Raw genomic sequence first — 14,826 nt, 5'->3', positions numbered from 1 at the left:
CTGCTCACTACTTTTTATTACAACTTATAGCTAACGAGCTTTATACGAGTAATATATATAAAGCCCAGTGCTTACTGGAATAGTAAGTACATACACTACACCTAAAATTGGTAGCGTCATCCAGGGCTTACTGATGAAAAATATAATAAGTACTCCAAAAAATGACACAAATATATAGGATAGGCTTTTGGGAACATAAATATATTTTGCAGAGAAGGTTGGAATGTGACTTATCGAAAAAAATGAAATGGCCAGAAAGTAACAAGCTACGTTTCTTGTGTTAAAAAATCGCTCTATGAGAAGTAAGTATTCACTCTCATGAGATTGAAAGGTAATAATTATTGGTAACAAAGAAAGTAAAGCACACACTGGAGCTGGAACACCAGAAAAGAAAAATTTTTCCCAGTGTGATTGTTCTGAGTGTAGCGAAACATTAAATCTTGCAAGTCTTATTGATATGCAGATTACGTATATCATTACTAAAATCCAACCTATGACTTTGATTTCGTTTAGCTTCCAAAAATACAAAAGAAATGCAGGCGCTGCACCAAAATTTAGAAAATCTGCAAAAGAATCAAGCTGGGCTCCAAAATCGCTAGTTGATTTTAGAATTCTAGCTATTCTGCCATCCATTCCATCTATTATTGCTGCAATGATGATAAAAATTACTGAGAATTCCCATTGTTCATTAAATGTAAATTTAAGTGAAGTGAGACCAGAACATAAACCCAATAAAGTTATAAAGTTTGGGAATAATTTAGTAATAGGTAAGAATCTACTGTTACTTCCATCGTTATTCATATAACGTCAAAAGTAAGCTTCTCTTGAACGTTTTCCTTATTTAAGTTTGCTATAATTGTTTCACCACCAATAACAGTTTGCCCTTCTGAAACTCTGACTTCTATATCAGCAGGAACATAAATATTCACTCTACTACCAAATCTTATAATTCCAAACCTTTCACCTGCTTTCACATTCTGGGATACTCCTAAATTACAAACGATACGACGTGCAATTAATCCAGCTATTTGCTCCACAATAATTTCTTTTCCCTTTTCGTATTCAATCACAATAACCTGCTTTTCATTTTCATTACTAGACCTATTGCTCATTGCGGATACAAACTTGCCTTTTTTATAATTCATTTCCTTTATCGTACCAGATATTGGTATACGGTTCACATGGACGTTCAAAACACTTAAAAATATGCTAACAAGCGTGAACTTCTTCTCTTCTCCATTTTCTGCCGATAAAGGATAATTAACTTCTTCAATTTTTGAAATCACACCATCAGCAGGACTTAATATAAGATCCTTGTTGTTTGGCACAGCTCTTGTTGGATCGCGAAAGAAATAAGTACACAATAATGTCGGAAACAAGCACGTAACACCAAACCCCCAAGATATAGAGAATGCTATACACGTTACTATAAAGGCAACGACTATAAATAAATAACCTTCCCTGTTTATATTAGGTAAACTAAAACACATAATCTTATTCACAATAACCTATTGTTAACAATTTATCATTTATAATTTCTCATGAAAAGCTTTTTTTAACTGCTTCAGCAAAGTCCTCTTGATACAAGGTAACATTACAGATTAGCACACACCGTCATACTGTAACAACCCATCCAACACAAACTAAGTTTAGATCAGAACACTGATTCTTCTAAAAGTTGCTCACTATCCTCGTCTATTATAATAGAATTATCATGATTTCTGAGTAAATCTCTGATTTTCATTTCTATTTCATTTGCGACTTCTTTGTTTGTTTTTAGGTAAGTTTTTACATTCTCTCTTCCTTGTCCAAGACGTGTATTGTTATATGAATAGTAAGCACCTGCTTTTTCAAGCACACCAAGCTTTGCTCCCATATCTATTATTTCTCCGAGTTTTGATATACCTTCATTGTACATTATATCAAATTTCGCTTCTCTAAATGGAGGAGCAACTTTATTTTTTACAACTTTAACTCTTGTTTCATTGCCTGTAATATTTTCTTTGTCTTTTATTACACCAACTTTTCTTATGTCAAGCCTTACAGAAGTATAGAATTTTAATGCATTTCCACCCGTGGTAGTTTCAGGATTTCCATACACTACTCCTATTTTCATACGAATTTGATTAATAAATATCAATATACAGTTCGCTTTTGAAACGGCAGAGGTTAGCTTTCGTAGCCCGTGACTTAGAAGCCTTGCTTGCAGCCCCATATGTTGATCACCCATATCACCTTCAATTTCAGCTCTTGGAGTTAACGCTGCAACAGAGTCAATAACTATCACATCAACCGCACCAGAACACACTAAGTACTCAACAATGTGTAATGCTTGTTCCCCAGTGTCTGGTTGCGAAATTACTAAATCATCAGTGCTTACCCCAAGTTTACGAGCATATAAGACATCCAATGCATGTTCTGCATCGATAAATGCGCATGATCCTCCTTTTTTTTGTGCTTCAGCAATCACGTGCAAGGCAAGAGTGGTTTTACCAGAACTCTCGGGACCAAATATTTCAATTATACGTCCTTTTGGCAGACCTCCAACACCTAGAGCCGAATCAAGCGCAATTGATCCTGTGGATATTGTGTCTATTTTCTCTACAGGGTTTTGCTTCAACTTCATTATTGCACCTTTACCAAATGCTTTTTCAATCTGGCTTATTGCGTTATCTAATGCTTTTTGCTTATCATTATTTCTTTCTTCTGAGTTGTTTGCCATGGATCATTTATTAACTTGTATAACTTCCATGATAATCAAACGTGAACAACCTGCCAAGGGTTTTTTAATAACGAAGAACGTTATCGTAGAAAAATTAGCTACCTAAATTATATTAAGATAGAAAGTTAGATAGACTCTGCAGTGCGATACAAAATAACGATAGAATACAATGGTAGTAGTTTCTCTGGCTGGCAGAAGCAGCAACATTCTGCTAATTCAATCCAGGAAGCCATAGAAAATGCTATATTTAATTTTAGTGGTGAGAAAGTTACTTTGTACTGCGGTGGCAGGACTGATGCAGGGGTTCATGCTTTAGGACAAATTGCTCATTTTGATATGGAAAAGGAATTTGAGCTTTATAGAATAAGAAACGCAATAAATTATCATTTAAAATCAATTCCCATAGTTGTACTGAATGCAGAAGTTGTAGATGATGCGTTTCACGCACGGTTTTCAGCAAAAAAAAGATATTATGAATACAGAATAGTTAATCGCTATGCTCCTGCCGCTCTGGAGACAGGTTATGTATGGCAAGTGTTTAACCCACTTGATGTAAATATTATGCGTGAAGCTGCTAAACATCTACTTGGAAAACATGACTTTTCAAGTTTTCGTTCAAAAGATTGTCAAGCCGCAAATCCGATGAGAACAATTGATGATATCGATATAATACAAAATGGGAATCATATACACATCAAAATATCTGCTATTTCCTTTTTACATAACCAAGTGAGGATCATTGTGGGTACTTTAGTTGAATTTGGAAAAAATAGAACTAATCCACAAGAAATGCTAAATATATTAAACCAATGCAAAAGAAATGCAGCTGGAGTTACTGCACCACCTTTTGGCTTATATTTGGTAAAGATAGATTACTAATTTAATAAAAAGTAACGTTCTTAGTGAAATAAGTGTCATACCGCCACGGTATCTCCAGATCCTGCTAACAAGAAGCGGGATGACAAGTTTAAGTTCTCATTGGCATCACTACATATAATACACTTGAATCGTCTTCATCAGTGATAATTGTAGCACTATTACCATCGGCTAAGCTAAACTTACATTTATTTTTTATGCAGGATAGAACATCAAGTAAATAACGCGAGTTAAACCCTATTTCTATAGGGGCTTCATTGTAGTCCACTTCTATGGATTCAGTTGCATCATTGCACTCTTGAGAGTTTGAATGCAGAGTCAGCAGCTTTTCTTGTAGTGAGAATTTAATGGATTTTACTTTATCAGATACAACAACGGAAACTCGATCTATAACATCTGAAAGTTTTTTACTTTCAATAATCATATGCTTATCTTGAGATGCTGGAATAACTGCTTTATAATTTGGAAAAGTCCCATCTATTAATTTTGATATTAGAATATATTCACCGCATGTAAACTTGATTTTTCTGTCTGAGAGTTTTACATTAATTTCATTACAGTCGTCCAATATTTTTAACAGCTCCATAACAGTTTTACGTGGAATGATCACACCAAATTCGCCATTGATGTTCCCAGGCTTTGGTCTCTTTATACATGATAAACGGTGACCATCAGTTGCAACGCAGTACAGAAACTGCTCGTCTGTATGTAGATATATTCCATTTAAATTATACCTTGTATCATCTAGTGATACAGCAAATTTTGTTTTAGTTAATAAGTCTATCAGGTCCGTATTTAGTAGAATAAAATCATGTTTATAATTGTCTTCTTCAAGAGCAGGAAAGCTGCTTGAAACTACATTCGGTAAAGAAAAGTTTGCATTTCCGCAAGACATCAATAATTTTCTTTGGTTGTTTACTTCAAAATTGACATCCAAATCAGCGGGTAACTTCTTCACTATGTCATGTAAAGTATGCGCTGAAATTTTTACTTCTCCTTCTGTTAATACGGTTGCAGCAAGTGAGGCAAACATTGAAATGTCAAGATCAGTTGCCATTAATTTTATGCTGCCGTGTTGTGCTTTGATATTTATACATGCCAAAACATCTATTGCATTACGCCTTTCAACCACTCCACTTACTCTGGATAATGTATTTAAAAGACTTGTACGGCTCACGCTAAAACGCATCTGCTCGCACACAGAATTTTTTTTGATTTCTGTATCTACACCTGCAACCTCTGACATTGCTAACTCTCAAAAATATATTTTAAATGATATCCACATCCTATATAAAGTAAAGTGCTATTTATATTTCCATTGAAAGAGTAGTCCAGTTTATACTATAGCTGGGTATTTTGTTACAATGATTTACTTTGTATGACATAAATCATGCATTTTTTGATACGCTTTTTGAAAACCAAGTAGGGAATAAGTATCATCAATGGTCACTGTTTTTGTTTTTCCATTAACTACCATTGATAATCCCTGCTTCATTTTTAGAATGAGATCTTGATCTATTTTTGTATGCTCTGCCCACGCAAAACTTCCCTGTATTATAGGCAGTGTATATTTAATTTTTTTGTCGATATTGAGAGCTACAGGCTCCTTATCATACTGAAAACCAGAGGTAACGCTTACCTCATCTGCTTTTTTATCAACATAACTGACCATTACATACGGCTTGCGATTGGTTGTATAATGCTCGCTTTTTGTCTTAGGGTAAGATACAATGTAACACACTTTCTCTCCATCTTCTGATGCAGTATATACAAGCCAGTCTTTGTATTTTTCCTTCAATTGCACATCACTAACCGATGCAAAAGCGCCTATTGGAAAAAATATTAGAAATATAAAAAAACTACGCATGCAAACCAAATTTCAAACTTTCTGATTGTATATATTGTTTTACCTTAGCCATCGCCTGCTCAGCCAACTGTCTTATTCTTTCTCTTGAAACACAATATTTTTTACTAAGTTCATCTAGAGTTTGAGTGTTTTCAGACAAATATCTACTGATAAAAATGTCTCTTGCCCTTTCGTTAAGGCTTGCTAGTGCATTGTTTAAAATTGTTTCTTTTAATTCTTTTTCTTCATGATTCTGATAGGTTACTTCTTGACTGACCAAGTTACATGGGATCATATCTTGCAACTCCCTTTTAGAGTCATCACCTATTTTTATGCAATCGTTTAGCGACTGATCCTTACAAGCCAAACGGTAATTCATCTGCAGAACATCTCCTTCGGATACAGAAAGCTCATTAGATATTGCTTTTATTTCTTCATTGCTTAAAGTCTCTCTGTTTGTATACTGTAAAATTCTTTTTTTTATTTTACGTAAACTAAAAAATAATCTTCTTTGTGCTTGCGTTGTGCCTATTTTCACGAACGACCAAGATTTCAATATAAAGTCTTTTATTGAAGCTTCAATCCACCACACTGCATAAGTTGAAAAACGAAACCCTAAATCAGGATTAAACTTTTTTACTGCATGCATTAAACCCATATTCCCTTCCATGACCAGGTCCATCAACAATAGTCCATAATTTTTGAATTTCATTGCAATTTTCACTACCAAATTCAAATGGCTGGTAATCAATTTATGAGCAGAAGAAATATCCTTATATTGGTTCCAATTTTTTGCTAATCGTACCTCTTCCTCTTGAGACAGCATAGGAAATTTTTGCACTCTAGCAATATATTGCATGAGATTGGTTCTGCTATCAACACATAAGCTTGCCATTGGGGTCAACATAACAACTTAAATTAAAACTTCATATATATAATATATTGATTTTCAAGAAAAAATTCAAGCTTTGATTTGAAAAAAGTATAAACCTTCTATCTAATTGGGATCTTAAAGACGATAAGCCCCAGCACAGCTACCTGGGTAACACTATATATGACATCCTGCCAGCGTGTAATGATGAACATTATAGTTTAAATACTTAGTAAGTGGTGTTATTCCAGTGCCTTGACACTGGAATCCACATTTCTTTTTTCTAGATCCCAGTGGGCTTTGTTGCATAGCAACGTAAGTTTTTTCCAGAGTAAATAATTTTATGCGACTATTTCAAATTTAGGCATACCAATTGCAGTAAATTTGTTCATTAAGTAGCATTTAATAAGCAGTTTCTTCTCTCTATTTGTCTCAGATTTATTCTTAAAACTAAACCCAAATATTCGCTTCAACCTTGAGAAAAATCCTTCAATATACGATCTTTTTCCGTAATTTACTTCTTCTTTCCATCTTTTTATACCATTCTCACCATGTAATTTCATTAACTGAATAGCGGCATTTCTATCAAGCATATAATCCAATTTTGGATGCTCTGCTGCGTTGTTTTTCGGAGGAATTTTCGTTTTTATGCCATATTGATTACACAGCTTATAGAGCTTTTATAGCATATTTAACATCAAATTTCCCCAATGCTCCATAGTGATCAGAGTAAACGCCATTACTGTATTTTGTAGCTATGACTTGTTTGCTCAACATTATGTGCAATTTTCTTACTTGTTTATAGCCGTGGTACTCTCTATCTTTGCTATTCTCTTTGCTGTGTGTTGTTGTATATACTAATTCCTGTACTGTCTATAGCAATTTCGATATCTTCCATGTTATTTTTATCAACTCTGCAATCATTGATCTTAATATCAAGTTTCTTTTGATGCTTGTGAATAGCTGCAAATTTTTTCCTATTTGTTCAATGTATCCCTCTAAAAATCCCACTCAAACCTATTCTGAATAGATGGGTTATTATACGTATCAAAATTACCACTTTGTTGCTGTAAATATTGTTGCCACCCTACATTTTTGGCCCAATTTCATACCAATTTTCTATGGCTTCGTTGATATAATGAAAAATATTTCCTCTTTTTTCTAGAAATTTGTTATATTCTCTATGGTTACTGACTCTCATTTTTTGTGGCATATTTATCCTTAAATCGTCATTTTATAATGAATTTAGTCAGTAATCACTAGCTTTTCTGCTGCTATGCAACAAAGCCCACTGGGATCCAGATTGGATACTGAGTTGGTGAGTATAAAAGTATAGCTAACGTGAGCTCTGCGTCATGCCGCCACGGTATCTCAGCAGATCCCGCTAACAAGCAGCGGGATGACGATTGTCAGGGTGTCATCCCAGTGCCTCTTTTTTGTCATCCAAGTAGCCCCTTTTTTTGTCATCCCAGTGCCCAGACACTGGTTCACTCTATAATGGCAGTGCCTCTATGATGTAAGGAATCCAGTTTTTATGCAATCTCATCAAGAACGTTGTGTTTTAACGTAAGGTTGGCTACTGTTTACACTCACTAACTTAGCTGGATCCCAGTGTCTGGGCACTGGGATGACAGCAGTCCTACGTCATACCGCGATTCATTCGCGGTATCTCTTAACATAGATCCCGCTAACAAGCAGCGGGATGACACCTCTCTTGGGCTCTTTTAGCTACAAACGTTAAGAAATTTACCAAACGAAAAAAAAAGGCAAAAGAAGCCCTGGTCATTGTCTATTTTCTGTATTGGCGTTTTTTTAAGTCTTAAACACTGCAATTTAGCTGCTTTTAATTGCAACTAACCTACGCTGCAAATGTTTAAGAAATTTACTAAGCAGAAAAAAAGGCAAAAGAAACCCCGTGTTAGCTAGTTGTCACTCTCTAATCCTGCAAATTGGCGTACTATACTGTCTTAAACGACTTATAAGCGCGTTTCAGCTTATATAGGTAAAAACCCAGAAATGTTGTGAAGACATAAGGTGCACATAGTGCAAAAAATTAAAAATAAGACGCCAACTACGTTGTTTTCTTGCTGTTTAATCTGCACAGATGAAGGTAACTGAATACCTTCACTATCATAATAAGGGGGCTGGCGGAGTTTGTCAAGTAGTTTTGCATTGTGAAAACAACGATCACAAAAATCCTATATCACCGGTCATGAATACGTTATTTGCCCATTCGATTAATAACTTACCTCCTGGTAAATCTACTGAAGTCTGTTGGGCAGTCAGATATCCACGTAGTGTGGATGCAACAAGTGCTGCACAGGCTGCACTACCGCATGATGCAGTAATGCCTGTACCTCTTTCCCAAACTCTTAAAGCTATTTCTCCAGACTTTTCAACTTGTGCAATACTAATATTAATTTTCTGAGGAAATAGTACGTGATTTTCTAGCTTTGGTCCTAAATTTCGCAATGGTATTTCACTTATGTTATCAACAAAAAAAACTATATGAGGGTTACCAATATTTACTGCAACAGGATCTTTTAGCATTTCAAGCTCTATAGGTAAGTGAAGAGTGTCACACTCAGTAGACAAGGGAATTTCATGCCATTTTAGCAAAGGTTTACCCATGTTAACCTTTATGGATTTATCACCAACTTTAAAACACTCTAAAATGCGTTTGTTTACCAGCTCAATAGTGATATACTCAGTACCTTTTTCTGACATTATCAAATATCCAACACAGCGTGCTGCGTTTCCGCACATTTCAGCTCGACTACCATCAGCATTATAGATATGTATAAAGCAGTCTGCAGCATTAGACATTGTTATAATTATCACTTGATCACAACTGCTTTGATCAGCAATTTGTCTATAGTTCCAGTCTAAATTGTTTGTTGAACGTGAGTCTATGATAACAAAATTATTGCCAGTACCGTGCATCTTGATAAAATTTTTAGGACCTTGGCCACTCATCATAAAAAAATATTTCTTCTATTGGTCTTCTTTTTTTCTTACTTGTTTCAGCACCCTCTTCTTCGTAACCAACCGCTATCACTGACATTACATTAAAATCATCGGATATGTTGAATCTTTCTACTATTTTATCTCTATCAAATCCACCCATTTGATGAGCCATTAAGTTCACAGATGCAGCCTGTAGCATAAGTGCGTAATTTGCTGCACCAGTATCATGACTAGCCCAAAGATTTTCTCCTTTACCTCGTTTACGGAAGTTTTTAGCACTGAAAGATATGATTAACACTTGTGCATCTTTTGCCCATTTTTGATTAGATTCATCAAGACAATTTAGCAGCTTTTCCCATGCGCTTTGATTGTTCTGTTTGTTGCATATCACATATCTCCAAGGTTCATCACCAAAACATGAGGGAGTCAGCCTTACAGCTTCCATTAAAATATCCATGTCTTCCTGAGATATTGCTCTTGTAGTATCGTATGAACGTCCGCTGTGTCTTGCTTTCATCAACGATAATAGATCTTGTTTACTTATCATTTTTAATTTAATAGTGCATAAATAATTCATTGTAGCACAATATAAGCAAAATTTAAATTGCAAAACCTCTTATATATATTATATTTTATAAGTTATTTTTATTGGGAAGGTATGTTTATAACACAATCTAGCAGTAGATCAACACTGGCTGAAATATTGTCTTGCGTTTTACTTTTATTCTTGATGGCTCAAATAAGCGTACCATTGCAGCCTGTGCCTATCACATTGCAAACTTTAGGAGTAATGCTTATTGGGCTTAAATTTAACCGCAGAACAGCATTCTATTCTGTGCTTACATATCTATCACTTGGTGCAGCAGGATTTCCTGTTTTTGCGAATTTTTCTGGTGGTTATCACATTTTTCTCGGACCAACAGGTGGATATTTAATTGGCTTTTTAGCTGCTGTCATAGTGATGGGTGAAGTAAATGAACTCTTAAGCCTTAAATGTGAATTACTCGCGCGCAATTCTTTAAGTTGTCTGGCTGGTACAGTTGTAATCTTTATTTGTGGTGTTAGTTGGCTTGCTGTTTACTTGGGTCTGGGACAAGCAATAATGGTGGGTGTTTTACCATTTATCCTTCCTGGTTTGGTAAAAATTTTTCTACTCGTAGCGGTTTTGCAGTATTTGAAAAAGTGATAAGGTTTCGTCCTCATCATTTCATGTGCACCTTCGCGTTTCGGGGATATGGGTATTCTCAGGGTTTTGTAGAAAATTATAAAAAGATAGCAAGCAAAGTAATGAGTGATCCTAACACTCAAATCAAAGTAGTTGGCAATCTTGATAGTATTTGTAGTGCTTGCCCAAACCAGACTAAACAAGGTAAATGCACCGAACAAGCTAAAGTTTTAGAGCTAGATAGAAGGCATATGGGAATTTTAGGAATAAAAATTGGCGAGACTTTAACTTGGAATGAGGCGGTAAAAAAGATTAGAGAGAAAATGTCTTTAAAGAAATTTGATTACGCATGTGAGGGGTGCAACTGGCAGCCATATGGAATATGTAAAAATGCCCTTTTAAATTGTCGTTCCTATAAAGGTAGTTGACAAAATGTTAAGATAAATTGAAGCATTTTTGTGGAAATAGACTTCTTGCACTACCTCCCAAGCCACAACTGTCATTCAGTAGAAAAAAAACTTGCTTGACAAACTCCGCCAGCCCCCTTATTATAATAATAATGGTATTCATGACTCAAAACTTGTTTTTGACCTGCAGGCTCAATGACAAAATTCAGTAAAAACTCAGGGTATTTATTGGCGGATTACATAAAATTATAGCGGCTGCATGTCTTTTTTATTTTTTCTACATTCAGCCAAATCGCGCTTATTTTAAGCGTTAGCACATTATTACAGCGCCACTTACAGTAATATAGAGTCAAAACTCGCACCACGGGGCTTCTTTTGCCTTTTTTTTCGCTTGGTAAATTTCTTAAATATCTTCTTAAATTTTATAGCTAATCAGTACTGGGATGACATTATAGGAGTACTGGGATGACATTATAGGGGCGCTGGAATGACACCCTGACAATCGTCATCCCGCTACTTGTTAGCGGGATCTAGAGATACCGCGGCGGTATGATGCAGGAAAACCTAGCCAGCGTTAGCCATAACACAACACTTTTATACTCACCAAACCCAATGCATTACTTGCAATTAAGTTTCCTGGATTCCAGACTAGAATGACACCGTCATAAAAGAACCAGTGTCAGCTACTTGCATGACACCTTCCTGATAGACAATGTTCGTACAGTGTCAGCTACTCAGATAACAGGAAGAAGGTGCTGGGATGACAGGAGATGCCGTCTTGTTAGTCAACAAAAAAATTATAAAATTTCCCAAGTTGCATCATAAAATCAAAAAATACTTCCAATTGTGTAACAGTACACAGATTATAGTTAGTGGATATGTTGATAAGTAAATTAGTTTTATACGCACAAAACAGATGAAATTTACTTATCAACATATCCACTAACCAACAACATTCAATAAATTTGTGTAAGATACCACTTTACATAAGATAGATAGGAAGCATTTTTGATTTTAAAGTACTAAACCTTCAGTCAACCTCCTAGCCCTGTAGTTTTTGATATGGTTAGGATCAAAAGCACTTTTGGATGTCAGAATACCGAAAATGATATGGAGTAGCTTACGCATTGCAGCACCAACGATGGCCATATTATGCTTACCCTTTTCCTTTAATCTTTGGCAAAAGCTCATAATGATAGGATTGTGATTCTTAGCTACTATGGCAGGAAAGAAAAGTGCCTTACGTAATGTTTGTGAACCGGATTTACTTAATCTGGGTTTGGCATATACAGAGGAACCTGACGTCATATTTCGTGGTATAACTCCTGTATATGCTGCCAATTGCCTGGCATCTCTAAAAACCTCTATATCAGAAACTTCAGCTAAAATAGCTATTGCTGATTCTTCTCCTATGCCTGGAATAGTCAATAGAAGTTGAAAATTTTCCAACAATTCTTTGTGTTGATTTAATAGTTCACGTACGGAGTTTTTTATTGTTTCTATTTTTTGAGCTATATTCATTGCAAGGTCTTCCCAAGCATTTGCAACTTCTTTAGGCAGTCTCTCTTTTTTTTCTAAGTGGTTATTTACTAATGTTAACTCATCTTTTAACGCAACTGAGCAACGATAAAGATGTTTTAATTTTTTCATTTCAGGAGAAGGTGGTGTCCAACTAGAAGGTTCCTGTCTTTGGCAATAATCAGCAATAACTTCTGCATCGGTCTGATCATTCTTTTGTCGTATCAGCTTACTCCTTGCATAAGATTTTATGCAATAAGGATTTACAACACTTACAAAATGTCCAGCATTGTGTAGAAATTCAGCCAGTGCTTCGCTATAACAACCAGTAGATTCCATGCAGGTTTTTACTTTTTCTACATTATGTTTGTGTAGAAAATTCAGTAGACTTTGAAACCATCGTTCTTAAAGCTTCTTTTTCTAGTTTCACGCTTTCCTTTTTTGCTTATAAATGAGAGAAAAACATCAAAGCGATCTTTTGATATATCTATGCCCAAAAAGTTGTTGATCATATATAACCCCATACGTTACCATTAAAAATGAAAAGTAAGGCTAGTCTTGTGAATACAGAATTAGAACCATTCAGGTCTTTCTACGATACCGTCCAGCCTATACTTTTGAGAAGGGAATTCTTATCTCCTCTACAGATTTTATATCTAAGAAGAAGCACAGAGTTCCTCCCTTCTCCACCTAATGCTTAAGCTTAAAACATTAGATGCTTTTGACAAGATACAAGCATCGAACAGACGAAATCTGTCAAATCAGAAAGAAACACACAAATTTAAGTTTTTAGTAGTTTTCAAGTATAGTTGTACAGAGAGCGCCTCTGCAGTTATGACCGACATTTTCAATGGTGCCTAAGTGCCCGTATGCAAGCATGGTTTTGGAAGGAACGGTCAAATCATTGATGGAGTCATTTAGACTACCTCGGTTAGGAGATTGTACTATCAACCGTTCCAAGCTGAAGCGTTTCCCTATTACAAATTATATGTAGGAGTTACCATGAAAAAAGCAAAAAGTAAATTAGAAATAGTGAATCCTAATGCAGCAGGAATAGACATTGGTTCAGCTGTACACTATGTGTGTGTACCTGAAGGAAGAGATGAACAACGCGTTCAGAAATTTGGCTGCTTTACTGAAGACCTTCATAACTTAGCACAGTGGTTGAAAAAGTGTAAAGTTACAACAGTAGCTATGGAATCAACAGGAGTATACTGGATTCCTTTATTTCAAATACTTGAGTCATACAAATTCGAGGTAAAATGCACGGCATGTAAAGAATGTACCTGGTAGGAAGTCTGACGTTCAAGATTGCCAATGGCTCCAACAACTGCATAGCTACGGACTGCTTCATGGATCGTTTAGGCCAGATAATCAGATGTGTGTATTGCGCAGTTACGTGCGGCAACGCAAAAATCTCACTGAAAGTGCATCTACACATATTCTGCGTATGCAGAAGGCATTAATTCAAATGAATATACAATTACACAAGGTTATTAGTCATATTACTGGGATAACTGGTATGAAAATCATTGAAGCTATAATTGAAGGCGAAAGAGATTCTGAAAAATTAGCAGAATTCAGGGACGTGCGAATGAAAAATGATCAGTCTACTATTGCAAAAGCGTTAGCTGGTGACTATAGAGAGGAACACTTATTCACGCTAAAGCAAGAATTTGAATTATATAATATTTATCAAGAAAAAATAGCAGAATGTGATAGAAATATTGAAGCCTATTATAAAACGTTTGAAACAAAGTCTTGTGAAAGCAAACAGCTAAGTAAGCAAAAGAATAAAAATAGCAAAAGTAAGCCAAGCTTTGCTTTGTATGAGGAACTGCACCGAATAACTGGTATGGATTTCACTAAAATTCCTGGATTTGATGTATTAAGTATACAAACCATAATTTCAGAAGTTGGTATAAACCATAGTAAATGGCCAACAGAAAAGCACTTTTCGTCGTGGTTGGGACTCAGTCCTGCTAATAAAGTTACAGGGGAAAAAGTGTTTAACACAAGAACACGTAAAGTCATTAACCGTGCTGCGAATGCTTTGCGAATAGCTGCTCATTCTGTAGGAAATAGTAAAAGTGCGTTGGGTGCATACTACAGAAGATTGAAAAAACGACTAGGAGCACCAAAAGCAATAACAGCTACTGCAAGAAAAATGGCATGCATATTTTATAGTATGCTCAAATACGGACAGGAATATGTAGAAAAAGGAATGGAATACTATGAAACACGCTATAAAGATAGAACTGTAAAAAATTTGATCAAAAAAGCGAGCGAATTTGGCTACATATTAGTTCAACAAGAAGAGTTAGTTGAGTGAGTTTCTTAGGAGAAGTCTATTGTTGGTTAATGTTTTATGGCTTTACGGAAAGTTTATAGCTATACAACTTATCTTAAAAGCAATATAGTGTTCACTATGCAATGAATCAAAGATAGTAAGTA

The 14,826-nt window shown here is 35.4% G+C and carries 13 protein-coding genes and 2 pseudogenes; 4 read left to right on the top strand and 11 right to left on the bottom strand.

Translation table 11 applies throughout. The features are described from left to right. Positions 1-30 precede the first annotated feature (30 nt). From ABWU23_RS06085 to recA, 3 genes are all read right to left on the bottom strand, one after another. Positions 31-801, bottom strand: a complete 771-nt coding sequence (locus ABWU23_RS06085; RefSeq protein WP_182183504.1) for a CDP-alcohol phosphatidyltransferase family protein — start codon at positions 799-801, stop codon at positions 31-33. Continuing rightward, positions 798-1,490 carry a phosphatidylserine decarboxylase gene (locus ABWU23_RS06080; RefSeq protein ID WP_253309960.1) on the bottom strand — a complete coding sequence of 231 codons (693 nt, stop codon included), beginning with the start codon at positions 1,488-1,490 and terminating at the stop codon, positions 798-800. Before ABWU23_RS06080 ends, ABWU23_RS06085 begins: the two co-directional genes overlap by 4 nt. 164 nt (positions 1,491-1,654) lie before the next feature. Further along, the gene (recA, locus tag ABWU23_RS06075; protein ID WP_264687864.1) at positions 1,655-2,722 is read right to left on the bottom strand and encodes a recombinase RecA; all 1,068 of its coding nucleotides are present in this window, start codon (positions 2,720-2,722) and stop codon (positions 1,655-1,657) included. A gap of 141 nt (positions 2,723-2,863) precedes the next feature. Here recA and truA point away from each other — a divergent pair, with 141 nt between their 5' ends. Beyond that, the gene (truA, locus tag ABWU23_RS06070; RefSeq protein ID WP_096617503.1) at positions 2,864-3,601 is read left to right on the top strand and encodes a tRNA pseudouridine(38-40) synthase TruA; all 738 of its coding nucleotides are present in this window, start codon (positions 2,864-2,866) and stop codon (positions 3,599-3,601) included. An 88-nt stretch (positions 3,602-3,689) separates the two neighbouring features. Here truA and dnaN read toward each other — a convergent pair whose 3' ends face one another. The 7 genes from dnaN to ABWU23_RS06035 form a co-directional block, all read right to left on the bottom strand. Beyond that, positions 3,690-4,844, bottom strand: coding sequence for a DNA polymerase III subunit beta (gene dnaN / locus ABWU23_RS06065; RefSeq protein WP_353270960.1), 1,155 nt, complete (start codon positions 4,842-4,844; stop codon positions 3,690-3,692). Positions 4,845-4,967: 123 nt separating this feature from the next. Further along, positions 4,968-5,465: an invasion associated locus B family protein gene (locus ABWU23_RS06060; protein WP_353270959.1), complete on the bottom strand. Its 498-nt coding sequence runs from the start codon at positions 5,463-5,465 to the stop codon at positions 4,968-4,970. Further along, complete coding sequence (locus ABWU23_RS06055; RefSeq protein ID WP_253309418.1) at positions 5,458-6,351, bottom strand: RNA polymerase factor sigma-32; 894 nt, start codon at positions 6,349-6,351, stop codon at positions 5,458-5,460. The genes ABWU23_RS06060 and ABWU23_RS06055 overlap by 8 nt, the downstream gene beginning before the upstream one ends. A gap of 305 nt (positions 6,352-6,656) precedes the next feature. Continuing rightward, entirely contained in the window at positions 6,657-6,908 is a 252-nt protein-coding gene (locus ABWU23_RS06050; RefSeq protein WP_253309417.1) for a hypothetical protein, read from the bottom strand. 494 nt (positions 6,909-7,402) lie between these two features. Continuing rightward, positions 7,403-7,528 (bottom strand): hypothetical protein, encoded by a 126-nt coding sequence (locus ABWU23_RS06045; RefSeq protein ID WP_264732015.1) that lies wholly within the window; start codon positions 7,526-7,528, stop codon positions 7,403-7,405. 974 nt (positions 7,529-8,502) lie between these two features. Continuing rightward, on the bottom strand, positions 8,503-9,291 hold the full coding sequence (dapF, locus tag ABWU23_RS06040; protein WP_253309959.1) for a diaminopimelate epimerase: 789 nt from the start codon (positions 9,289-9,291) through the stop codon (positions 8,503-8,505). After that, positions 9,272-9,859 carry a nitroreductase family protein gene (locus ABWU23_RS06035; protein ID WP_253309416.1) on the bottom strand — a complete coding sequence of 196 codons (588 nt, stop codon included), beginning with the start codon at positions 9,857-9,859 and terminating at the stop codon, positions 9,272-9,274. Before ABWU23_RS06035 ends, dapF begins: the two co-directional genes overlap by 20 nt. An 81-nt stretch (positions 9,860-9,940) precedes the next feature. Here ABWU23_RS06035 and ABWU23_RS06030 point away from each other — a divergent pair, with 81 nt between their 5' ends. Continuing rightward, positions 9,941-10,468 carry a biotin transporter BioY gene (locus ABWU23_RS06030; protein ID WP_264687867.1) on the top strand — a complete coding sequence of 176 codons (528 nt, stop codon included), beginning with the start codon at positions 9,941-9,943 and terminating at the stop codon, positions 10,466-10,468. Continuing rightward, on the top strand, positions 10,465-10,875 hold the full coding sequence (locus tag ABWU23_RS06025) for a DUF1284 domain-containing protein (protein ID WP_353270958.1): 411 nt from the start codon (positions 10,465-10,467) through the stop codon (positions 10,873-10,875). The genes ABWU23_RS06030 and ABWU23_RS06025 overlap by 4 nt, the downstream gene beginning before the upstream one ends. 993 nt (positions 10,876-11,868) lie before the next feature. On the opposite strand, the pseudogene ABWU23_RS06020 reads toward ABWU23_RS06025, so the two are convergent. Next, positions 11,869-12,884 (bottom strand): annotated as a pseudogene (locus ABWU23_RS06020) (IS110 family transposase). Positions 12,885-13,374: 490 nt separating this feature from the next. On the opposite strand from ABWU23_RS06020, the pseudogene ABWU23_RS06015 reads away from it, so the two are divergent. After that, positions 13,375-14,704: pseudogene (locus ABWU23_RS06015) on the top strand (IS110 family transposase). Positions 14,705-14,826 lie beyond the last annotated feature (122 nt).

The organism is Wolbachia endosymbiont (group A) of Hedychridium roseum, from assembly GCF_964028325.1.
GTDB lineage: Bacteria > Pseudomonadota > Alphaproteobacteria > Rickettsiales > Anaplasmataceae > Wolbachia.
This window is presented reverse-complemented; position numbering and strand designations above follow the sequence as displayed.